Source organism: Cryobacterium sp. TMT1-2-2 (genome assembly GCF_004403505.1).
Lineage (GTDB): Bacteria > Actinomycetota > Actinomycetes > Actinomycetales > Microbacteriaceae > Cryobacterium > Cryobacterium flavum.
On record NZ_SOGS01000016.1, the window covers coordinates 48,638 to 70,612 of the forward strand.

Here is a 21,975-nt window from a genome sequence, read left to right on the forward strand (position 1 = left end):
GATGCCGACGTGACAGTTACGCGCGTGGAGTCGGTCACGGGGCATCCGTTCTCTGGGTGCGAAGTAGCGCCCAGACCCGGGCGAGCGGGGTCGGTGGCAGCGTGCGGGCGTTGCCGCGGCCGTAGTGGCGTTCCAGGTAGTACTGCGGAATCGACAGCACCGAGGTGAGCAGCAGATACCAGCAGCTGACCACGACGAGCAGTTCCACCTGGCGCAGGTTTTGCGAGGAGATCTGGGTGGCGACCGTGTAGACCTCGAGCACCGCGATGACCGAGAGCAGCGAGGTGTTCTTGAGCATCGAAATGGTCTCGTTGCCCATCGGCGGGATGATCACCCGCATCGCCTGCGGAAGCACCACCTTGAACAGGGTGAAGGTGGGGCTCATCCCCACCGAGTAGGCGGCCTCATACTGCCCCTCATCTACCGAGAGCATGCCGGCCCGCACAATTTCGGCCGAATACGCAGCCTGGTTCAGGGTGAGGGCGAGCAGTCCCGCGGTGAATGCCGGAATGAGTGTGTTGGTGTCCATGGAGAACAGGCTGAAATCGGTGAATGGAACGCCGAGGGTGATCTGCGCGTAGAGCAGCCCGAGGTAGCCCCAGAAGACAATCTGGATCAGCAGCGGCGTGCCGCGAAAGGCCCAGATGTAGAGCCAGGACAGGGCGTTCATCACCGGGTTGTTGGAGAGCCGCATGACCGCCAGCAGCACCGCGAGCACGGTCGACACGGCCATCGACACGATCGTGAGCACGAGGGTGAGCACGACGCCGTCGAGAATGCGCCGGTCGAAGATGAACTCGCTGATCGTGGGATGGTTCACGTTGTCGTTCTGCCAGAGCGAGACGGCCACTGCAGCGAAGACGACGAGGAGCAGCATCGCGATGACCCAGCGCCACGGGTGCCGGAGTGGCACCGCGTCGATGTCGTCGGGGTCGCGTTCGTTTTCAGGTCGGTTCAGCCGCTGCTGCGCTTCCGCGCCGGGCCGCACGAGCGGAAGATTCGGCACCGGGTCACGACCCGAGGTTGAAGCCGGCCTCGTCGAGCCCGTAATTGCTGAGGTCGTACGTGGCCAGAATCTTGGCATAGGTGCCGTCGGCGATAGTCGCTACCAAGGCGAGGCGGATGGCTTCGCTCAGTTCGCTGTTCTCCTTGAGAATGCCGATTCCGCTGTAGACCGGGCTGTACCCGTTCGGGTTCGCCTCATCGGTGACCACCTCGAACATCTCTCCGTCACCGGCGGTCTGTGCGGTGTACGCCGCGACGGCCGAGTCGACGACTTCAGCGACCGCGCGGCCGGACCGCACCGCGGTCTGCACCTCGGTCTCACCGGGCAGCTCGGAGATGACCACCGGGCCGGGGCCGGCCGCCGTGCATTCCTCGTCGTAACTGCGCAGAATATCGGCCTGCACGGTGGCTTTGGGCACGGCGACCTCCTTGCCGCACAGGTCGAGCACCCCGGTGATGCCTTCGGGGTTGCCGGCCAGCACGAGAATTGAGAAGCCGGCGCGGAAGTAGTCGACGAAGTCGAGGGTGCCCTGGCGTTCCTTGGTGTCGTTCATGCCCGACATGATCACGTCGTTCTTGCCGGCCTGCAGCGACGGAATCGCGGTGGCGAAGGCCTGCTTCTGCAGTTCGAACCGCACGCCGAGTTTCACGCCGAGGGCGGCGGCGAGGTCGTGGTCGAAGCCGGTGATGTTCTGTTCGGCGTCGTACATTTCCATCGGCGGGTAGGGAATGTCCGAGGCGGCCTTGATGATTCCGGCCGATTTGATCGACTCGGGAAGTGCGGCGGCCGCGTCCGGGTCGACGTCGCCGGTCACCGCGGCGGGTTCTTCGCTGTCAACGGCGGCGGAGCATCCGCTCAGCGCCAGACCGGCGACGAGGCCGACCGACGCGAGCAGCTGCCAGCGCGGGCGGGGCGAAACTGTGTTCAGGTGCAGGGTCATGGCGGTCTCCTCTGGTTGTGGAAAGGCTAGAAACGGATGCTGTCGGTGCTGGCGGTGACGCTGGCCAAGACGTCGGGCAGTACCTCTACGCCGATGCCGGGGCCGGTGGGCACCCGCAGGTGACCGTTCTCGAGCTCGAACGGTGCGGTGAGGTCCTGGGCGAAGTACCGGCTGGAGGCCGAGGTATCGCCAGGCAGCACGAAGTTTGGCAGGGCGGCGAGGGCCACATTCGCGGCCCTGCCGATGCCGGTTTCGAGCATGCCGCCGCACCAGACCGGAACACCGTGGGCGGCAGCGACATCGTGGATGCGCCGGGCCTCGAGGTAGCCGCCGACCCGGGCCGGTTTCACGTTGATGATGCTGCAGGCACCGAGGGCGATCGCGGTCGCGGCGTCGCGGGCCGATTCAATCGACTCATCGAGACAGATCGGGGTCTTGATGAGCTTGGCTAGGTTGGCGTGGCCGAGTATGTCGTCTTCCTTCATCGGCTGCTCCATCAGGAGCAGGTCGAAGGGGTCGAGCAGCGCGAGGTGACGGGCATCCGCAAGGGTATATGCGGTGTTGGCGTCGACCTGCAGCAGCAGGTCAGGTCCGAACTTCTCGCGCACGGCCCGCACCGGTTCGACGTCCCAGCCGGGTTCGATCTTCAGTTTGATGCGCAGGTAGCCCTCGGCGAGGTAGCCGGCGACAGCGTCGAGCAGTTCGGAGATCGAGTCCATGATGCCGACCGAGACACCGGCCGGTACGGTGTCGCGCACAGCGCCGAGGTGGCTGCCGAAGGAGACGCCGGTGGTTTTGAGCTGCGCGTCGAGGATAGCCGTTTCGAGCACGGCCTTGCTCATCATGTGGCCCTTGACCGGTTCGAGCGCGGTCGCGACCAGTTCGGCGCTGAGCCTGTCGCCGAGTGCCTGCAGCCGGGGCACGAGGTGGTCGCGAATGACCAGGTCGCTCGCGTCCAGAAATTCGGAGCTGTAGAGCGGGTGAGCGTCGGCGGCGCACTCGGCCCAGCCATCGGCATCCGCTGTGATCACTCGCACCACGGTGACTTCCCGCTCGGTGGACGTGCCAAACGAGGTGCGGAACGGCCGCACCAGCGGCATGTGCACGCGGCGTAGCTCGATGGTCTCGATTTTCATGCTGTTCCTCCTGGTGGAAGTCGGTACCAGCCGTCACGGCTGACCCCGCGGGCTATATGCCCGGAAGCGAATATGTCGGTAAAAATAGAGCGGATGCTACGCCGCCACTCGGCCGCGAGCTGCGGGTTCTGCCCGCGCAATGCCACGATGTCGGCGGGAACCCGGCACCACAGGTCGCCGTCGGCTGCCACGAGCACGGGGTCACCGTCTGGGCCGAGTTTCAGCACGTCGTTCGGGGCGAAGTCAGGACGTTCGACCGCGATCGGGCGGTCTTCGCTGCAGGCCGCTGACTCGTCGCTGGTGAGCGGCCAGACGGCCACCAGGCGGTCACTCTCATCGTTGGCATTCATCTCGCCCTGCATAGGGCCATAGAAATCGACGGCGTACCCGCTGGCGTAAGCGCCGAGTTTGGTGAGGTTGAAGCGGGCGTTGCGGCTGACCAGGGGGTCGAAGGTCCAGGTCATCTCGGTGAGGTCGCGGGCCAGGCCCCAGGCACGCTGGTGCTGTTTGAGGGCGAATCCAACGCCGCGGTCGCTGATTCCAGGGAGAACACCGGCGATCAGGGAATACATCGATGTCGATTGCGGCGTGACGATGGCCGCGGCGGCACCGACTAGCCGGCCGGCCGGGTCGCGGGCAGCGGTCACGTTACAGCCGGCGTGGCTGATGCTGCGCAGCAGTTCGGAGGGGATTGCGCTCTCGCCGGGCGGCAGGAGCCAGACCCGGTTGAACAGGGCCTCAATCTCGAGAAAGCCGGCAAGGCTGTTTTCGTCGCTCACCCGCACGCCGGCTGATTCGGCCGCCACCCGGGCTGCGCCCTGAGCCTGTTCCGTGACGGCGGCGAGGGTGAGTGAGGGCGACATCTGCCCAGTGTGGCCGGGTCGCAGGCCGCGATCTTTAGCGCTCAGCACGAATAACTCAGTAAATTATGGTTGTCCAGCACAGTGCGGGTTCGCTACCGTGGACGGATGACTTCCCTGGGACTACCGGTCGGCGACCTGTTCGCGCTGGCCAACGCCATCGCGGCGATGGTCGGCGGAGCGACCGCGATCGAAGACGTGCAGACCCGCGTGCTGGCCTATTCGACATTGCCCGACCAGCCGATCGATGATACCCGGCGCGATGGCATTCTGGGCCGCCAGGTGCCGGACCTGCCCGACAATGACGAGGCCTACGCCTCGCTGTTTCGGGCGCGCGGCGCCGTGCGGCTGCCCGGAGCCATGACACCGAATCTGCCCGGTGAACCGGCAGTACCGGTGGGATTGGCTCGGCTGGCGGTCGCCGTGCGGGCGGGCACCGAGCCGCTCGGATCGATCTGGGTGGTCGACGCCACTGGGGAGCTGGACGCCGCTGCCGCCGCCGAACTGGAACGCGCAGCGGACATCGCCGCGATGCATATTCTGCGTGCCCGCAGCGCCGCCGATTTGGCCCGGGCGCAACGCGCAGTGCTGCTGCGCCGACTGCTCGACGGTGACACGGATGCCCGCCTCGTCGCCGCCCAGCTCGGCCTCGACCCGGGCAGTCAGTACGTGGCCCTCGCTTTTCAACCACAGTTCGGCTCCGCCGGCGATGAACTGCGAATGAACCGGCTGGTCGACCTCGTGGCGATGGCCTGCGAGGCGCACCAGAGCGGCACCGAGTGTGTCGCCATCGGCACGACTGTATATGCACTGTTCTTCGGCCAGCAGCTGAATGACGCACAGTTGGTCAGCATCGAAGCGATGGCCGCCCGCCTGGTCGCACGGGCGACCATTGCGATGCGGATCGCGCTGCGGGCATCCGTTGGATCGCGGGTGAGCCGTGTCGACACAATCGCCCGGTCACGGCGGGATGCCGATCTTGTTCTGTTGCTGACGGACCCGGCTGGCCCGGTCGTAAGTGCGCGCAATGTGGGCAGTCGGCTGAGCCTGCTCGAACTCGGGCAAGTGCTGCGGGACACCCCGCGGTTGTTCTCGTCCCAGGCGCGCGCGGTGCTCGACCTGGATGAGCGTTCGGGCACCGAGTACGCGCTCACCCTGCGTACCTACCTCGACTGCGGGCGGGACTCAGCTCGCACGGCCGGCCTGCTCTCGGTGCACCAGAACACGCTGCGCTACCGGTTGCGCCGGGTGCGTGACCTATTCACCATCGACCTCGACAACGCCGACGACACCCTGACGCTGTGGTTGAGCCTGCGCGTGGCCGACTAGCTGTTGTGCCAGCGCACCCGGGGCACAATAGTCAGGTGATTCGCAAACGAGTGCTCGCCCGCGGCGAGGTGCAGGGCGTCGGGTTTCGGTACCATGCCCGGGCCCAAGCGCTGCACCTGGGGCTGGTCGGGTACGTTCGGAACCGGCCGGACGGGTCGGTGGAACTCGAAATCGAGGGGCGGGAGGCATCCGTTGCGCGCATGCTGCACTGGCTGGAAACCGGCCCGCGGTATGCCGTCGTGACCGCCCTCGAGGTGAGTGACGTCGCGGCAACCAGCGAGAGCGAGTTTCAGATCACCGGTTGAGGTCGGGGGCTGCCCGGCGCTGGCGTAGCGTTAGCCTATGACCGCGCGCACGAGCCCCGCCGGGGTACGGGAATGAGAGCGCGCACCGCGTTCGGTGTGGCGCGCCTCGGCCTGACCGCGGTCGAACTCGTGGCCTTGATCGGCTACTTTCAGTACACCCTCGGCGTGACTACCTTCGCCATTGCGAATTTCTTCAGCTACTTCACGGTGCAGAGCGCCATAGCGTCGATTTTCGTCTTCGTGGCGGCCGCCGTCGTCGCATTGCGGCGATCGACCGACCCGGCCTGGCTCGACATGTTGCGAGCGATGGTGACGACCTACATTCTGGTCTCCGGAGTCGTCTACGGCATCATCGTCTGGCAGTCCTCGAGCGCGAACTATTCCATCGAGGTGCCCTGGTCGAGCCAGCTGCTGCACTTCGTTATTCCGGTCTTGGCCCTCATCGACTGGATCGTCGACCCGTTCAAGGCCCGCCTGCCGTGGAGATATCTCGGCTGGGCCATCGTCTTTCCGGTGTTCTGGCTGGTCTTCACCCTGTTACGCGGGCCCATCGTGGGCTGGTACCCGTACTTCTTTCTCGACGCCCGCCAGGTGAGCGGCCCCGGCGAGACCGTGTTCTACTGCCTGATCATCGTGGTGATCATCACGAGCATTGCGGCCCTGCTCACCTGGATCACAAGGCTCAAGCGGATGCCGCACCACCGACTTGCGTACTGGCGCCCCTGAGCTGTTCAGCTGCACTACTACGGGTCGGGTACCGCCAGGAACGGCTCGAGCGCGGTGAGCGCCGCCGCGAGAAAGTCGTCGTCGTCGAGCTCGCTCAGCCGGGTCGCGTTTTCGGCGGCCACCAGACCCATTAGAACGGGATCGCCGGTCAGCGGCATCATGTTGATCCAGACCGGGAAGTCGGCGTCTTCGCCGACGATGGTCCAGAGGCGGGCGGAGGTATCCCAGAACGGCACGTCGAACCGCAACCAGACCTTGTCGACCACGCCCATGCCGAGCGCGCCGATGGCACCGCGGTGGGCGAATGGCAGCGCCGGCGAGAATTCGATGGCCGCGTTCTTCAGCACACCGAGTGGCACGGTCACGATCACCCGATCGGCGGACAGCGACTCGCCGGTACCTAGGCGCAGGCTCACGCCGCCGTCGTCGTGGGCCACGCGATTGACCACGCTCGAGAGCAGCATTTCGAGGCCTTCGGCGTCACGGGCGAGCAGGGTGGAGTAGCCGCCCACAACGAGCTGGTCGTCGTCGGTACTCGCGATGTCGGTCGTGTACCAGGCCGATTGCTGGCTCGGTGTGGCCCCGGTCTCAACCTTGAGTTTCGTGGCGATCTCGTACTGGAGCCAGTCGGCATCCGAGAGGCCTTCGGCGTTCGGGGTCTTCGACAGGCTTGCTTCGCCCGAATCGACCAGGGCACGTTCAACCGAGACATCCTGCTGCTGATTGGCTGCCCAGCTGAGGGCTCCGGCCACGGCCTGAGTGCCGAGTGGTGACACCTCGACGATCGCCCCGGCTCGGGTTCGCACCTCGGGCGTGCGCACGAACGGCAGCAGCTTCACCCCGAGCGCCGTGAGCTCGTCGTCCAAAAAATTGTCCGAGGTGTTGTGTACGAACGAGGGACCCCGTTCGATCGGAAAGGGCCACTCGTCGCTGACTGTGTCGATGCGCCCACCGATGCGGTCGCGCGCCTCAATCACGACCACGTTGAAGCCACCGTTGACGAGTTGACGGGCCGCCGTTATCCCCGCAATTCCGGCACCGACAATCGTGATGCGTTCCCCCGGAGCCGCGACATCCCGCACCTGGCTGGCCGCCAGCAGACCAGAAGCGCGGGCACCCTGCACAGTGCCGGGCTCATCGGCCGCGGTCGCTTCGCCAGCGAAGAACACTCGGGCATCGACGGCCTGGCCGAGGGCTGCTCGGTGCTCTGGGGTGGCACCGACGCTGGCGTAGCTGAAGGATCCGCGGGAGAAAGGGTCGGCCGACCAGTTGGTTCTGGAGACCGTGAGCGGCTGCGGAACCAGCGAGGGGGTGAGCGTGGTTGGCGCCGGGGATGTCGTCGGAACCGGCGCCGGGGACACGCACGCGGCGAGAGCCAACACGGAAAAACCCGACGCTGTGCCGAGCAGAAAAGTGCGCCGCTTCACGATCGGTCTGCTTTAGAACGGCGGATCCCGGGCGCGCGCCCGCAGTGCTTCAGTACGGCGCCAGTCATGAGACCAAACTACCGCAGACCGTGCCGCTTGACATTTTCTTCTCGAGAGCCGCTGGTTACCGGCGCTCCTCGGCCACGGAGTTACCGCCGTCGACGACGATCACCTGCCCGGTGACGTAGGCGGCTCCAGGCGAGGCAAGAAACGCGATGACGGATGCGACCTCCCCCGGCGTGCCGCTTCGGCCGGCCGGAACCAGCGCACCCTCCAGGGCCTCGCTGGTGAGCTGGGAACCGGTCGAGATCCAGCCGGGCGCGACGGCGTTCGCCGTGATGCCCACTTCGGCCTCGTCCACTGCGAGCGCCCGCACCAGCCCGACCAGCCCGGCCTTCGCTGCGGCGTAGGCGACATCATTGCGGCTGGCCATGATCGACCCGCTCACGCTCGACACCATCACGATGCGACCCCATCCGGCCGCGCGCATGAACCGGATCACCGTGCGAGTGGCATGAAATGCTGTGGACAGGTTGATGGCGAGGCCGTGTTCCCACTCGGCCGGACTGGTCAGGATATCTCCGTGGCCCATCTCGGCGTCGCCGACAGCGACCATGCCCGCGTTGTTCACGAGAATCGTCGGCTCGCTCCCGGTCGCGGCGAGCGCCACCCGCAGTCCCTCGGCACCGTCGACCGAGTCGAGGGCACAGACGATTCCGCTCGCATCGAGTCCGTGTGCCGTCAGTTCGCGCGCCCGGTCGTGCACCCGCGCCGTCGTGCCGGTGAGGATCACCCGGCAACCGAGTTCACCCAGCATCCGTGCTGCGGCGAAGCCGATACCGGTGGCGCTGCCCGCCCCGGTGATGAGTGCGGTGTGCCCGCCGAGGTCGAAGGCGGCCGGGAGCGCGGGTGCGGGAGTCATGGCGTCAGGTTAGTGCTCTCTCACCGCAGACCGTGCCGGTTGACATTTTCTCCTTAAGGTAGTTAGTTAGTCACATGACCAACTAACCAGTGAACCGGCGGGGGCTGGGAATCGGGCAGCAGCATCCACTGAAAGCAGGCAGTCCTTGATCGAAGCGGGCAAACCGATCTTCGTGCAGATCGCGGAGCAGATCGAGAACGACATCATCGATGGCGTCATTGAGGAAGAAAAATCCGTTCCGTCGACCAACGAATTCGCGGCCTTTCACCGCATCAATCCGGCGACCGCTGGCAAGGGCGTCAACCGTCTGGTCGAAGACGGCATTCTCTACAAGAGGCGAGGAATAGGAATGTTTGTAGCAACCGGTGCTCGGCAACGACTGGTCGTCGCCCGCACCGAACAGTTTCGGGCCAACTTCGTCGGCCCCCTGCTCAGTGAAGCCGCCAAGCTCGGCATCACCCCGGAACAGGTGGCCGGAATGATCAACATTGAATCGAGAAAGGGCAGTAACTCATGACTGATACCGCTGTGCGCGTCGCCGGCCTCACCAAGAAGTTCGGCGCCTTCAGCGCTATCGACGACGTGAGTTTCACGGTCGAACGCAACAAGATCTATGGTCTGCTCGGCCGCAACGGTGCCGGCAAGACTACCCTGATGCAGCTGCTCACCGGACAGCAGTTCGCCACCAGCGGCACCCTCGAGGTGTTCGGCGCCTCCCCTGTTGAGAACGCGCGGGTGTTGCAGTCGCTGTGTTTCATCAAGGAAAGCCAGAAGTATCCGGACAGTTTTCGGCCCCAACACGTCTTCGCGAGCGCTCCGTGGTTTTTCGCGAACTGGGACGCCGCCTTCGCCGCCCGTCTGGTGGACGATTTTCGGCTGCCGCTGAACCGTCCGATCAAGAAACTCTCCCGTGGTCAGCTCTCGGCGGTCGGCGTGATTGTGGGGCTCGCCTCGCGCGCGCCGCTCACCTTCTTCGATGAGCCCTACCTTGGACTCGATGCGGTCGCGCGGCAGATCTTCTACGATCGCCTGCTCGAGGACTACGCCGAGTATCCGCGCACCATCATGCTCTCGACACACCTCATTGACGAGGTCAGCAACCTGCTCGAGCACGTTCTTGTGATCGACGAGGGCCGTATCCTCATGGACCAGGACGCCGAGCAGCTGCGCGGCTCAGCCAGCACCGTGGTCGGCAAGAAAACGGATGTCGAGGCTTTCGTTGCCGGCCGCGACATTATTTCCCGAGATGGTATCGGCGGGCTCGCCTCGGTGACCGTGGCCGGCCTCGGCGAGGCCGAACGGGCCGCCGCGCGCGCCGCCGGACTCGAGCTCTCGCCCGTGTCGCTGCAGCAGCTGATCGTGCAGCGCACCACGAGCACCACCGGCAGCGCAACCCTTGATGAAACCGAGAGCAAGACCGACGCCTGGAGCACACACTCATGACCGTCACCGATTCGCTGACCGGCACCGCGGCATCCGTTCACCCGCGGAGCGCGCCGGCCCGCATCTGGAACGTGGTGCGGTTGCACCTCGTCGACCGCCGAACCTACATCGGTATCCCGTGGCTCATTGTGGGCATGGCCTTCGTGATCACCATCTTCATCGCCCAGATCGTCGGTTTCACGACCGGCGGACTCGGCACCCCCGACGCCATCGAGGGCCAGCGCTACAGCTGGGCCGTGCTCTCACCGCAGTGGTACCTGGTTGTCGTGGGCGTGCAGGCCATCTCCTTCGGGTTTCCGTTCGCGCTCGGTTTCGGCGTCACCCGCCGGGACTTCTACCTCGGGACAGCGCTGCTGTTCGTACTGATCTCGGCCGCCAACGCCCTCGCGTTCGCCCTGCTGACCCAGCTCGAACAGCTGACCGAGGGGTGGTTCATCGACACCTATATGTTCAACGCGCTCTGGCTCGGCATCGACGGGTTCTGGGTTGACCTTTTCTCGTTCTTCGTGATGCAGCTGCTCGTGTTCTTCATCGGGGCGTCGATCGCGACCATCTATATGCGCTGGCGCATGCCCGGCATGCTCGTGTTCTGGAGCTCGCTGGCCCTGGCCATCGTCGGCGCGGTCACGATCATCACCTTCACGAGCAGCTGGCCGGCAGTTGTTATCTGGTTCGGCGTCCAGGGAATCGGCGGCATCTTCGCCTGGCTGCTTCTGCCCGCAGCGGTCGCCGAATTCGGCGGCTTCCTGGCTCTGCGCCGCGCGACCCCCAAGAACTAGCTACTTCAGGAAGCCGTCGACGAACAGGGCGCGCACCTTGGGCAGCAGCTCGGCGGTCAGCGCTGGCTCGTCGGCGTCGAGCAGCTGGGCGAGGGCTCCGATGATGGCGCCGACGGCGAGCTCACCGTCGCAGGCACCGACCAGCCCGGCCAGGGCGGTGTCAAGCGGCAACGAGCGGCCGAATCCGCCGCCCTGGTGCAGGGTCATGAGTGTCGGATCCTGCTGTCCGGGCCAGTAGTGGCGCTCTTCGGTGACGTCGGAGGCCACGGTGAGTTTTGTGCGCAACAGGCGCGCATCATCCGTTGCCGCCTGCCAGTCGTGCGCGGCGAGACACTCGGCGAGGTGCGCGCCGAGCCCGGCCGGGTTGTGGCCCAGGGCATCGGGCAGGCGCTCGAGGCGACGCAGGCCGGGAGCGGTGCCCCGGGTGGATGCGGCATCCGGCAGGCGCAGCAGCAGGTAGCCGAAGCCGACCCGGCCCACTCCGCGCGCCTCGAAGTCGTTCAGCCAGGCATTGTACAGCCGGTCGAAATCGGGACCGGGGCGGGTGCCGCCGTCGCGGATCCAGGTCTCGGCATACTCGCCCGGCGCCTGCACCTCGCGCTCGATGATCCACGCGTCGAGGGCACCCGGCGTGAGCCAGCGCTCAAGGCGCTCGAAGGCATCCGTTTCACCGTGGTATTCCCAGTTTCCGAGCAGCTGAACAACTCCGCCGGGCGTGAGGTGGTTGGCGGCGCCGCGCACGACAGCCTCGACCAGGGCATCACCGACCATTCCGCCGTCGCGGTACTCGTAGCTCGGCACCCCCTCGGCCCGCGGGGTGATCACGAACGGCGGGTTCGAGATGATGTGGTCGAACCGCTCCCCCGCCACCGGCTCGAACAGGCTGCCGAACCGAAACTCGATGTTGTCGATCTGGTTGAGCTCGGCGTTCAGCGCCGCGAGCTCGAGCGCACGCACCGAGATGTCGGTCGCGACGACGTGCTCGGCGTGCCGGGAGGCGTGCATGGCCTGGATTCCGCAGCCGGTGCCGATGTCGAGCGCCCGCTCAACCGCGCGCGGCATCATGAGCCCGCTCAGGGTGCGCGAGGCGCCGCCGATGCCGAGAACGTGCGTTTCGCCGAGCGGATGCCCGAGCGCCAGCTCCCCCAGATCGCTCACGATCCACCAGCTGCCGGCCCCGTGCGCGTCGATGAAGCTGTACGGACGGAGGTCGACGAGCGGGCGCACGAGCGCATCGACGGCGGCCACGAGCCCGAGTCGTTCAGCCCCGGCTGCCCCGAGTGTCGGCAGCGCGGCATCGAGATCGGCACGCGGCACCGCGTCTCCGAACAGAAACAGCCGGGCCAGCGTCGCGGCGGGCTCATTCCGCGCCAGTTTGACGGCGAGCGTGGCGAGCGCCCGCTGGGCCGGAACCCGCTGATTGCGGCGGAGGGCGGCATCCGCTTCCATGCCCCACAGTCCGGTCAGGCCAGGAACCGAGAAATGAGCGGCCGCGAGGTCGGTGCGGAGGCGGGGAACGAGAGTTGCAGGAGTCACGGTTCTATTCAACTCGATGCGCGCGGTCACAACCAACGCATGGTGAACGCCCGGGCCACCAGTTCATTGGCCGGCGGCAGCGTGAGACCGCGCACGACGGCGTTGCGAACGCCGAGTCGCAGACCGTGGGCCGGCCGGCCCATCTGCATGTTGAATCCGGCTTGCAGGGCCGCTCGCCGGGCGGCGCGGCGGCGCGTGCGGTCGTAGCGGGCCAAAACGGATGCCGCCGCTGACGGTTCGAGAAGCGCCCGCTGCAGCGCCGGCGCGAGGGCCACGGCGTCGAGCCAGCCGAGGTTCATGCCCTGCCCACCGATGGGGCTGATCTGGTGCGCCGCATCACCGATCAGCACCACGCGGCCCGTGCACATGCTCCCCGCGAGCCGCTGCTGCACGGCGAAGGCGCTGACAGCCCCGAGCGGCTGGGCAACGCTGACTCCTGTTCGGTGACGGATGAGCGCGGCGAAGTCGGCGCTGTCGGCATCCGTTGCGAGAAAATCGGTCATCGCCACCCACCGACGCCGATCGCCGGGCAGCGGAAACGACTCGACCACGCCGCCGCGCTCGAAGTAGAGCACCGCGCCGGTATCTCTCGGGTCAGGATCGGCGAAGTCACCCATGAGATACGTTTCACCGCGGCCAAGCTGCCGCCAGGCGATGCCTGCCGCCTGACGCACGCGGCTGCGCGCGCCGTCCGCGCCGATCACGTAGCGGGCATCGATCGGGCCGGCGTCGGTCGTGAGTTTCAAGGCGTCACCGCGGTCTTGCACCCCGGACACGGTCACGCCGCTGCGATACAGGCCTGGGCGGAGTTGCTCGAACCGATCGCGCAGTAGGGCCTCCGTCTCGTATTGCGGCAGGGCGACCACGAACGGATACGCCGGCGCGGCCTTCTCGAACGACATCTGCCCGAGCCGGCGCGAATCGCAGCGCACCTCTCCCGTGCGAATGCGCACGGCCCGCTCGAGCAGGGCGTCGGTGATGCCAATGGCGGCGAGGGCGGCCAGCGACGGCGGGTGAATGCCGATCGCCCGCGACCGGAGGGACGGCGTCTCGCGCTGCTCCAGCACCTCAACGTCGAGCCCGCCGACGGCGAGCACGCAGGCGAGCATGGTGCCGACCGGGCCGCCACCCACGATGACGACGTCACGCATCAGGCCGCGTCCCAGCCCAGCACGAGCCGCGACGGCAGGCCGCGCGACACCGTCCACCCAGCGGGCACCGCCGCCCGCAGCTCGACGGCCGTGTAGCTGCGTTGAATCGAAGTGAGCCCGTCCGGGCGAATATAGGAATGCCGAAAGAACGGCCAGGTCGCCGCCGCGAACCCGAGGTACGCGTAGTTGGAACGCTCCAGATCGGCGTGCAGCACGCGCACGCGAGCGAGATCCTCCGAGTCCACGAGCAGCCCCTTCAGCTCGTCCACGCTCAGATGGTGCAGCACGTGATTGGACACCACGAAGTCGAAGCGCGCGCCCTCTGCGACGAGGTCGGAGCTGAGCGCCCGGCGAAACGAGAGGCCGGCGATCTTCGGCTGGCTGGTCGCGAAGACGTGCGCACGGGCATCCGGATCGATGCCGGTCACGGTGAGCCGCAGTCCGTCGCGCACTGCCCAGCGGGCCAGCGATCGCGAGACATCGCCGCCGCCAGAGCCGACGTCGAGCAGCGTCGTTTCGGTCGTGGTGGACAGGGTCGGGCGGATGCTGCGGCGATAGATCCCCGGCCAGCCCGACACGACCGCATTGACCACCTGAAAATCCTGGTACGTGCGGGTGAGCATGGCCGGGTCGCACAGCGGGGAATCCATGATCTCCACGGCCCCATGCGCCCGCACGCGCAGTGACGGAAGGGCCATTCAGCCCTCGATCACGGTCATCAGGCCGGACTCCACGGTGAGACCGGGGCCGAACGCCATGGCGCAGACCCGTTCACCGTCGGCGGTGGCTGGGCCGTCGAGAATGGCCTTCATGACGAAGAGAATGGTCGCGCTGCTCATATTGCCGTTGGTGCGCAGCGTCTCGCGCGAAGGCAGCAGCTGGTCGGGGCGGAGTCCGAGTTTGGCCTCGGTCTTGTCGAGAATGCTCCGACCACCGGGGTGGATCGCCCAGTGCTCGATCACCGAGCTCAGCGTGGCCGGCGGCGCGAGGGTGAGGACCGGGGCCGCGCTGGCCGCTGCATCCGTTTCACAAGGGACGGCCACGAGCTGCCGGGTGATCGACGCATCGCGGGCAAACAGGGGCGCGAGGGCACTCTCGATGTGTTCGTCGATGATGTGCGGAACGTAGGTGCTCAGAATCATTTCGAAGCCCTCATCGCCGATTTTCCAGGCCATGTCGCCCTCACCGACCGGGGTGATGACCGTTTCGAACAGGTCGAGACCGAGGGCTTTCTCGCCGGGCAGCGGTGCCCGGGAGCTGACGATACCGGCGGCCGCGCCGTCGGAGAACAGCGAGGAGGCGACGATGGTGTCCGGGTCGCTCGAGGTGCGCAGGTGCAGCGAGCAGAGTTCGGCGCTGACCACGAGTACGACCGCATTCGGGTCGGCCTCGACGAACTGCTTCGCGGTGCGGAGGGCAGGCATGGAGGCGTAGCAGCCCATGAATCCGAGGTGGTAGCGCTGGGTGCTGGCATTCAGGCCGAGTTCACGCACGAGCATGTAGTCGGGGCCGGGGGCGTAGAACCCGGTGCAGGAGACTGTGACGACGTGGGTCACATCTTCCGGGCGAATGTCGGGGCAGGCGGCGAGCGCCCGGCGGCCAGCCTCGACGAAGAGTTTGGTGGCTTCCGTGATGTAGAGCTCGTTACGCACCCGGGTACTCGGCACCAGCAGAAGTTGCTGCCGCGCATCGAAGAACTGCGGATCGGCCGAATCGTTGTCGAGAGTGAGCTCGGCAATCACGGTATGTCGGGTTTCAATACCCGACACGTTGAAACTGGTGCTGACCAGCCGTTGCGCCAGTCGGCTGAGTCCGGGCTGGGCGGCGAAAATGTCGCGCACCTGCTCTTGGATCAGAATCGTCGGGGGAACTACGGTCTGGAGCGCTCTCAGCGTGACGGCCATGAGTTAGTCTCGCACGTGGTTTCGACTGAGTACACCCCTCCGAGGCCGAATCTGGGGGCTTTGGCGAATCTAGGGCAGTCGAGCGAACAGCCGAGTTCCACTCAGCGCGAGCAGCAGGCCGGCGGTCACGATGGCCGCAACCCCGCCCAGGTAGGCCACGATGGTGCCGAGCGTACCGACGCGCTCGAACAGGCTGCTGTCCAGTACGAGGGTCACGATGAAGGCCACGACGGAGATCGCCCCGCACCCGATCGACAGCCAGCGCACCACGCCAATCGTCGACTGTCGCAGCCCGGTAAAGGCTGGCCATCGTGAGCTGGGGACGGCAGCATCCGTTTGCGGCACGACACCTACCCGCGGCCAGGCCAGCACCGCCCCGGCGAGGCACCCCCAGAATGCGACCCAGAGCAGGGCTGCAATCACGTCGCTCGGCCGATGCCACTGGTTGGCAAGCGTGGCCACACCGGCCAGCACGGCGAAAGCGGTGCCCCACCCGGCGACCATCGGGCGCATGCGCGGGCTCGAGACCAGAAAGACCACCAGTGCGGATGCCGCCGCCACCGTCGTATGCCCCGACGGGAATGAGTTTCCGGCGTAACCCTCGACCGCGAGGTCGGGACGGGCCAGAATGCCATACTTCAGCAGTTGGGCCGAGGCAGTCGCCGCCGCTGCGGCGACCAGGGCAACCACGAGGGTGCGCCAGTTGCGGCGCACGAGCGCGATGACGGCGGTCAGCACCACGCCGAATGCCACGGCGATGTCCGGAACAGAGTCCAGCATCCGACCGGTGAACGAGGTAATGCTGCGACGGCCGAATTCGGCGCCGTCATAGGCAAGCTGGTCGGCTTCCTGGCCGGCGTGGCTGCGCACGAAGAACAGGTAGAGACCGATGAAGGCCACGGTGGTAAGCGCGGCCCCGGCGACGTACCCGAGCGAACCCTGTTTCAGGGAGTTTCGAGGGGACCAATTGCGCACGGTCAAGCATGCCACAGTGTTTCTGGGAGACGCGGTTTCTGGGAGACGCGGTTTCTGGGAGACGCGGTTTCTGGGAGACGCGGTTTCTGGGAGACGCGGTTTCTGGGGCCTGCTACCGGGTGGCGAGAACGACTTTGCCGCGCAGGTGGCCGGCCATGAGGTAGCGGTAGGCGTCCTGCACCTGGTCGAGCGGGAACACCCGGTCGATCAGCAGCACGATCTCACCGTTCGCAATCAGGGTGGCCAGCGCCTCGAGGTCGTTGATGTCCGCGAACTGTCCGCCCACCTCGGTTACGCCCGCGCACCCGTACCTCACCGCGCCCGGCCTGCGGCTGCTCATCGTGCACGATGCTCAACACCTCTGGCTCACCAAATTCGTCAATGCGTACGTATCGAGCCACGCCGCCAGCCTAGAGGCCCGCTCGAATGTCACCGACCGACCACGACCTGTCTCGCCCATTTACCCCAATTGCTGCACGATTGATGCGTGGCGTACACCGGTTGTTCAAGAACTTCTGATCGAATAGTGTCTACCACCGAGAGGGCATGCCGAAAGAGCGTGCACCCGACAAACGAATGGACGCTCTGTGAGCATTCGAACGGCTGAGTACCCCCGGCCGGACCACTTCCTGTTACACCTGAGCGACACCCACCTGCTGGCGGGAGGCTCAAAGCTCTATGGCAGCGTCAACGCTGAAGCCCATCTGGCCGAACTGTTCGCCGAGGTCGAGGCATCCAGGGCCCGCCCCGAGGCCATCGTCTTCACCGGTGATCTCGCCGACAAGGGCGAACCGGGCGCCTACGAGCTGCTGCGCGAGATCGTCGAGCCGGCCGCTGCCAGGCTCGGTGCACGCGTCATCTGGGTGATGGGCAATCACGACAATCGTTCGGTTTTTCGCACCGAGTTGCTCGACCAGGCCGCGAGCGAGGCCCCGATCGACCGGTCCTATGACCTCAACGGCCTGCGCCTGATCACCCTCGACACCTCGGTCCCCGGTCACCACCACGGCGCGGTGAGCGACCAGCAGCTGCTCTGGCTCGCCGACGAGCTGCGGGTACCGGCGCCCGACGGCACGATTCTGGCCATGCACCACCCGCCGATCCCGAGCGTGCTCGACCTGGCCAACGCGGTGGAGCTGCGCGACCAGGATCGCCTCGCCAGCGTGCTCCGCGGCACTGACGTGCGCAGCATCATCGCCGGACACCTGCACTACTCGTCCATGGCCATGTTCGCCGGTATCCCCGTGTCGGTGTCGTCGGCCACCTGCTACACCCAGGATCTGAACGTTCCGGTGGGCGGCACCCTGGGTCGCGACGGCGCACGAGCCTTCAACCTCGTGCACGTCTACCCGGGCACCGTGCTGCACTCTGTGGTGCCGCTCGGCCACTATCCAACGCTCGACTACGTCGACGCCGCCGAAAGCGCACGTCGTCTGCGCGCTTCCGGCGTCGAGATCACGCCGTCGGAGACTCTGCCTGCATTGCGTGAGCCGCCAATGACCCGACCGATCCCAGTTCTGCGATAGTGGCAACACTGGCCCGTTCCCACGGTGCCACGATCGGAAAGTACAGCTCCAGAAATTCGGTGACCGCAGCGCGGCGCACCTCGGTGGAAATCTCTGGGTGACTGCCGTCGTTCAGGCAGAACATGTCCTGATCGCGACGCTTGCGCAGGTGATTCATCTGGCGCAGGGCGATGCGCAGTGTCGTCTCGATGTAGAGCGAACGCACCTGAGTTTGGGCGACCGCACGACCGGTCATCAAGGCGTAATAGTGGTACAGCGAGTTGGTGACCGAGATGTCGGTCGCCGAACGAAAACGACTCGCCGCGGTGCGGCTGAAGTCCTCGGGAAATTCCTGTTCCAACTCGAGCAGCACACTCTTGCGCATGGGAGCTGGCGTGTGCTCGAGGTGCCGGGTGGTGACCTTGCCGAAGCGCCCACGCAGCAGCGCCCGGTTCACGCGAGCGGCGTTCTCGAACCCGCTGCGGGTCGGATCGTTCTCGCCGAGGCCGATCCGAGTGGCTGCCTCCACAAACTTGGTCACCCCACCGGGTGAGAAGAACAGCTCCGGACCGACCGGGCGACCGAAGAACATGTCGTCGTTGGAGTAGAGAAAGTGCTCGGCCAGCCCGGGAATGTGGTGCAGCTGGCTTTCCACGGCGTGCGAGTTGTGAATGGGCAGCACGCTCGTGTCGACGAAGAAGTCCTCGCTGCGCATGATGGTGACGCGAGGATGCTCGGAGAGCCACTCCGGCACCGGTGAGTCGGTGGCGATGAAGATGCGGCGAATCCAGGGTGCGAACATGTATACGCTGCGCAGGGCGTACTTGAGCTCGTCAATCTGGCGAAAACGGGCGTCGGAATCGTCACCCTCCCCGATGACATAGGCCTTCATACGTTTGGCACGTTCCCGCTGAAACTCGTCGCTAGAACCGTCGACCCAGCTGAACACCAGGTCGATGTCGAAGGACACGTCGCTGGCCAGGTCGTCGAACATGTTCTGCAGGGTCAGCCAGGTGCGTCCATACAGGTCGATCGTGGTTTCGCGGGCTTCGGAGCGTGGCAGCCGGGTGCGCATGAGCGCGTTCTCGACCGGGGCGATGATTTCATCTTCGCCGAAACGCCACAGCTCGAACTGGAACGCGGTCTGGGCGCCGTAGCGCAGGCGGCCGATCGGTTCGATGCGCGGCCGGTAGACGCGAAAGACGGAGGACTTGCGCAGCGTCATGAGGGCGCCATCGGCGAGCAGAAACTGCTGGCTGACGTTGCCATCGAGCGGCTTGGCGTAGAACGGCTCGTTGGCGAATGCCGCAGTCAGGACCTTGGTGATTTCCTTGCGCCGTTTGCGGTCGACGGCGACGACCGGACGGTTGTGGTCGCCGCGCACGAGTAGAAAGTCGATGCCGGCGTTGGTGAGGGCGTCGTACACGGCCACGAGGTCCTTGACCATGGACTCGTGCGGAGTGTAGTGACCGTTGATGAGGGCGATCTCACCCTTGCGCACGACGAGGTCGTCGCGGTCGAACCGGCGCGTACGGGCATCCGGTGTGATCAGCACCAGCTCCGGCTCGCTGCTGAGCGACAGCGTCGGGATCAGGCCGGTGTTGGTGGGTGGTTCGGGTTCACTGGAGTCGTAGCCCACGGAGTCGGGGCGAAAGGCGTCGGTGTCGAAGATGTCACCGCCGAACGAGTCGGGGTACCCCTGCTCGCCAGTCTCCGGTTGTGCGTCCGGAATATTGCGTGTCGCCATGGTCCTCCTTGAGAAAGTGGAGCACTCCAGCGCGACCAGCCGGGGGCTGAAACCGAGGAGTGCGGCCGAAAGTGCCGGCGTGAATGGTTCAGAGTGTTTCGCAGCGACGATCTTGTCGAGAAGTGACGAGGTTCTCGATGAGCGACTGGCGTTTGGTGAAACGCGGGGGCATTTGTATTTAGTGTACGTCGCGATGTCGGTAGTTTACTGCGGCGTCTAGCAGCCAGGGAGATGAGCCCAGGAAATGTGAAATGAGGAAGTGGGGCGAGGTTATACGCCGATGTTAGCGCTTGTGCGACCGCACCGATTGTTGCGCTTCGGCGGCAATTTCGCTCAGGAGTCTGGCCGTGCCCGCGATCGGTGGCAGCTGCGCCGGGTCAGTGATCGGCAGCTGACAGACGAAGTCGCGGCAGAAGTACGCGGTGGGTTGGCCGGCCTTGGCCGTCCGCGCCAGGAACAAATCGAAGCCAGCCGCCGCAAATGCTTGGGCCTGTGACTCTGAAACGGATGCGACCACTCCCGCCGCGTGGCGTCGGGCGAGGTCGTGCAGGGTGATGGCCGGGCGGTTTGCCGCGGCGGCACCAAACCGGTCGGGCGAGACGATCACGAGCTGCTCGATCGGGCCGTTGAGTTCGTCGAACAGGCGCAGGGCGGCGCCGTAGGCAAGTGGCCGGCTCGGTGCCAGAGTTGCGACGAGGCCGAGGCCGGCCTGCGCGGCCAAACGATAGCGGTCGTCGCCGGTGAGGCTGTGCAACAGCAGTGCGGCATCCGCTGTGGCGGAGAGTCCGGAGGGGTAGGCGCCCTCGGAAGGGTCGATGGCGCTAACCAGGCCCTGCCCGCTGAGCACTGGATCCGCGCCGTTCGGAGAGCGGAAGGCAGGCGCGTCGGTGGCTGCCGGTAGCGTGCTGTCGAGCAGGTGACGAGCCTGGGTGGCGTAGCAAACGTTACCGGTGACGAGTGCGAGTTCGAGGAGTCCCCGTGCGTACATGCCGTAGTCCTCCAGCGTGGCGTTCGCGGTGGAGGTGCGTGCGGCAACGGAGGCACGAACGAGGGTGCCGTCGGCGCGCACGTGGTGTTCGCGCAGGTAGTCGGCCGCGCGGCGGGCGGCGTCAATGAGACGGGGCTGGTCGAAGGCGAAGCCGGCCCGGGCGAGAGCCTGAATCGCGAGTCCGTTCCAGCCGGTGAGTACTTTCGTATCGAGGGCCGGCGGGGTCTGCCGCAGGCGGTCGCCCGGTTCGAGTGCGTAGTAGCCGCCCTCGACCCGATGGCCGTCGACGGTGCTTTCCGAGTCTTGGGCGCTGGCAAACCCGCCTCCCGGAAGCTGCATCACGTCACAGAGAAAGCGGGCGATTCCCTCGGCGACGTGACGTGCCCACGGTGCGCCGGTGAGCATCCAGGCGCGGGTGTAGAGGCTGAGCAGCTGGGCGTTGTCGTAGAGCATCCGTTCGTAATGTGGATCGCTCCAATCACGGTTGACCGCGTAGCGAAAGAAGCCGCCCTCGATCGGGTCGCGAAGCGGTGACGCGCCCATGAGCTTGAGTGTGCGCAGCGCGAGCATTGGCCCGTCGCCGTTCGCGTCGCCGTGCCCGAGCAGAAAGGAGAGGGCAGGGGCCACCGGAAACTTTGGTGCACCGCCGAAGCCACCAAAGCGGGCGTCTTCATAACCGACCAGCTCGGTGACCGCCCGGTCGAGCACTGCGGTGCTGGGATGCAGGGGCACCGCGGCACCACCCGCCGCCGCGGCACCCTCGGCGAGCTCGCGCGCCGATTCGGCGAGCAACTCGGCCACCTTGGCGGCGCCGGCGCTGACCTCGGCCCGCCGGGTGTGCCAGGCCGTCGTCACCGCGGTCAGAACGTCGCGAAACGACGGATGCCCCGCAAGGGCCACCGGCGGAAAGTACGTTCCCGCGTGAAACGCCTGCCCGTCGGGGGTGACGAACACGTTGAGCGGCCAGCCGAGTCCCTCGATGAAGGCACTCGCGGCAGAGAGATAGCTCGCGTCGACATCGGGGTGCTCCTCCCGGTCGACCTTGATGCTGACGAAGTGGGTGTTGAGGTACTCGGCAATCGCCGGGTCGCTGAAACTCTCCCGCGCCATGACGTGGCACCAGTGGCAGGTGGAGTAGCCGATCGACACCAGCACGGGCACATCGCGCTCGCGGGCTTCGGCAAAGGCTTCCTCGCCCCAGCCGAACCAGTCGACCGGGTTGTCGGCATGGCTGCGCAGGTAGGGGCTGATGGCGTCGGCGAGGCTGTTGGGCATGCTCTATTGTGCGCCCCGTTG

21 protein-coding genes are annotated in these 21,975 nt (G+C 66.3%); 7 read left to right on the forward strand and 14 right to left on the reverse strand.

Annotation, left to right across the window (positions count from 1 at the left end):
- Nucleotides 1-34 precede the first annotated feature (34 nt).
- The 4 genes from E3T35_RS10170 to E3T35_RS10185 are packed head-to-tail and all read right to left on the reverse strand — an operon-like array spanning nucleotide 35 to nucleotide 3,945.
- Nucleotides 35-1,006 carry an amino acid ABC transporter permease gene (locus E3T35_RS10170; protein ID WP_241987798.1) on the reverse strand — a complete coding sequence of 324 codons (972 nt, stop codon included), beginning with the start codon at nucleotides 1,004-1,006 and terminating at the stop codon, nucleotides 35-37.
- A 4-nt stretch (nucleotides 1,007-1,010) separates the two neighbouring features.
- Nucleotides 1,011-1,946: an ABC transporter substrate-binding protein gene (locus E3T35_RS10175; RefSeq protein WP_134378912.1), complete on the reverse strand. Its 936-nt coding sequence runs from the start codon at nucleotides 1,944-1,946 to the stop codon at nucleotides 1,011-1,013.
- 26 nt (nucleotides 1,947-1,972) lie between these two features.
- Complete coding sequence (menC, locus tag E3T35_RS10180; RefSeq protein WP_134378914.1) at nucleotides 1,973-3,082, reverse strand: o-succinylbenzoate synthase; 1,110 nt, start codon at nucleotides 3,080-3,082, stop codon at nucleotides 1,973-1,975.
- Nucleotides 3,079-3,945: a chorismate synthase gene (locus tag E3T35_RS10185; RefSeq protein WP_134345745.1), complete on the reverse strand. Its 867-nt coding sequence runs from the start codon at nucleotides 3,943-3,945 to the stop codon at nucleotides 3,079-3,081. The genes menC and E3T35_RS10185 overlap by 4 nt, the downstream gene beginning before the upstream one ends.
- Before the next feature lie 105 nt (nucleotides 3,946-4,050).
- Here E3T35_RS10185 and E3T35_RS10190 point away from each other — a divergent pair, with 105 nt between their 5' ends.
- From E3T35_RS10190 to E3T35_RS10200, 3 genes are all read left to right on the forward strand, one after another.
- A complete protein-coding gene (locus E3T35_RS10190; protein ID WP_134378916.1) occupies nucleotides 4,051-5,271 on the forward strand; it encodes a CdaR family transcriptional regulator in 1,221 nt (406 codons plus the stop codon).
- Nucleotides 5,272-5,306: 35 nt separating this feature from the next.
- Nucleotides 5,307-5,576, forward strand: coding sequence for an acylphosphatase (locus tag E3T35_RS10195; RefSeq protein WP_134345741.1), 270 nt, complete (start codon nucleotides 5,307-5,309; stop codon nucleotides 5,574-5,576).
- A 72-nt stretch (nucleotides 5,577-5,648) separates the two neighbouring features.
- The gene (locus E3T35_RS10200; RefSeq protein ID WP_134345739.1) at nucleotides 5,649-6,302 is read left to right on the forward strand and encodes a Pr6Pr family membrane protein; all 654 of its coding nucleotides are present in this window, start codon (nucleotides 5,649-5,651) and stop codon (nucleotides 6,300-6,302) included.
- Between the two features lie 17 nt (nucleotides 6,303-6,319).
- Here E3T35_RS10200 and E3T35_RS10205 read toward each other — a convergent pair whose 3' ends face one another.
- Together E3T35_RS10205 and E3T35_RS10210 are read right to left on the reverse strand one after the other, a co-directional pair.
- Nucleotides 6,320-7,729, reverse strand: a complete 1,410-nt coding sequence (locus E3T35_RS10205; RefSeq protein ID WP_134378918.1) for an NAD(P)/FAD-dependent oxidoreductase — start codon at nucleotides 7,727-7,729, stop codon at nucleotides 6,320-6,322.
- Between the two features lie 124 nt (nucleotides 7,730-7,853).
- Complete coding sequence (locus E3T35_RS10210; protein ID WP_134378920.1) at nucleotides 7,854-8,651, reverse strand: SDR family NAD(P)-dependent oxidoreductase; 798 nt, start codon at nucleotides 8,649-8,651, stop codon at nucleotides 7,854-7,856.
- A gap of 145 nt (nucleotides 8,652-8,796) precedes the next feature.
- Between E3T35_RS10210 and E3T35_RS10215 the strand changes: the two genes are divergently transcribed.
- The 3 genes from E3T35_RS10215 to E3T35_RS10225 are packed head-to-tail and all read left to right on the forward strand — an operon-like array spanning nucleotide 8,797 to nucleotide 10,873.
- Nucleotides 8,797-9,168 (forward strand): GntR family transcriptional regulator, encoded by a 372-nt coding sequence (locus tag E3T35_RS10215; protein WP_134378922.1) that lies wholly within the window; start codon nucleotides 8,797-8,799, stop codon nucleotides 9,166-9,168.
- Complete coding sequence (locus E3T35_RS10220; protein WP_134378924.1) at nucleotides 9,165-10,094, forward strand: ABC transporter ATP-binding protein; 930 nt, start codon at nucleotides 9,165-9,167, stop codon at nucleotides 10,092-10,094. Before E3T35_RS10215 ends, E3T35_RS10220 begins: the two co-directional genes overlap by 4 nt.
- Nucleotides 10,091-10,873 (forward strand): hypothetical protein, encoded by a 783-nt coding sequence (locus E3T35_RS10225; RefSeq protein ID WP_134378926.1) that lies wholly within the window; start codon nucleotides 10,091-10,093, stop codon nucleotides 10,871-10,873. The genes E3T35_RS10220 and E3T35_RS10225 overlap by 4 nt, the downstream gene beginning before the upstream one ends.
- Here the strand turns inward: E3T35_RS10225 and E3T35_RS10230 are convergent, their stop codons facing one another.
- The 6 genes from E3T35_RS10230 to E3T35_RS10260 all read right to left on the reverse strand — a co-directional run bounded on the left by E3T35_RS10230 (nucleotide 10,874) and on the right by E3T35_RS10260 (nucleotide 16,779).
- The gene (locus tag E3T35_RS10230; protein WP_241988807.1) at nucleotides 10,874-12,409 is read right to left on the reverse strand and encodes a methyltransferase; all 1,536 of its coding nucleotides are present in this window, start codon (nucleotides 12,407-12,409) and stop codon (nucleotides 10,874-10,876) included.
- Between the two features lie 26 nt (nucleotides 12,410-12,435).
- The gene (locus E3T35_RS10235; protein ID WP_134345733.1) at nucleotides 12,436-13,560 is read right to left on the reverse strand and encodes an NAD(P)/FAD-dependent oxidoreductase; all 1,125 of its coding nucleotides are present in this window, start codon (nucleotides 13,558-13,560) and stop codon (nucleotides 12,436-12,438) included.
- Complete coding sequence (locus E3T35_RS10240; RefSeq protein ID WP_134345731.1) at nucleotides 13,560-14,258, reverse strand: class I SAM-dependent methyltransferase; 699 nt, start codon at nucleotides 14,256-14,258, stop codon at nucleotides 13,560-13,562. Before E3T35_RS10240 ends, E3T35_RS10235 begins: the two co-directional genes overlap by 1 nt.
- Complete coding sequence (locus tag E3T35_RS10245) at nucleotides 14,259-15,464, reverse strand: type III polyketide synthase (RefSeq protein WP_134345729.1); 1,206 nt, start codon at nucleotides 15,462-15,464, stop codon at nucleotides 14,259-14,261.
- A 69-nt stretch (nucleotides 15,465-15,533) separates the two neighbouring features.
- The gene (locus E3T35_RS10250; protein WP_241988827.1) at nucleotides 15,534-16,439 is read right to left on the reverse strand and encodes a phosphatase PAP2 family protein; all 906 of its coding nucleotides are present in this window, start codon (nucleotides 16,437-16,439) and stop codon (nucleotides 15,534-15,536) included.
- A 112-nt stretch (nucleotides 16,440-16,551) separates the two neighbouring features.
- Entirely contained in the window at nucleotides 16,552-16,779 is a 228-nt protein-coding gene (locus tag E3T35_RS10260) for a zinc-binding dehydrogenase (protein ID WP_134345725.1), read from the reverse strand.
- A 247-nt stretch (nucleotides 16,780-17,026) separates the two neighbouring features.
- On the opposite strand from E3T35_RS10260, the gene E3T35_RS10265 reads away from it, so the two are divergent.
- Nucleotides 17,027-17,965, forward strand: a complete 939-nt coding sequence (locus E3T35_RS10265; protein ID WP_134345724.1) for a phosphodiesterase — start codon at nucleotides 17,027-17,029, stop codon at nucleotides 17,963-17,965.
- Here the strand turns inward: E3T35_RS10265 and E3T35_RS10270 are convergent.
- Both E3T35_RS10270 and E3T35_RS10275 read right to left on the reverse strand, forming a co-directional pair.
- Entirely contained in the window at nucleotides 17,895-19,691 is a 1,797-nt protein-coding gene (locus E3T35_RS10270) for a stealth family protein (protein ID WP_134378932.1), read from the reverse strand. The genes E3T35_RS10265 and E3T35_RS10270 overlap by 71 nt on opposite strands.
- 283 nt (nucleotides 19,692-19,974) lie before the next feature.
- Nucleotides 19,975-21,954, reverse strand: coding sequence for a thioredoxin domain-containing protein (locus tag E3T35_RS10275; protein ID WP_134378934.1), 1,980 nt, complete (start codon nucleotides 21,952-21,954; stop codon nucleotides 19,975-19,977).
- Between the last annotated feature and the right edge of the window lie 21 nt (nucleotides 21,955-21,975).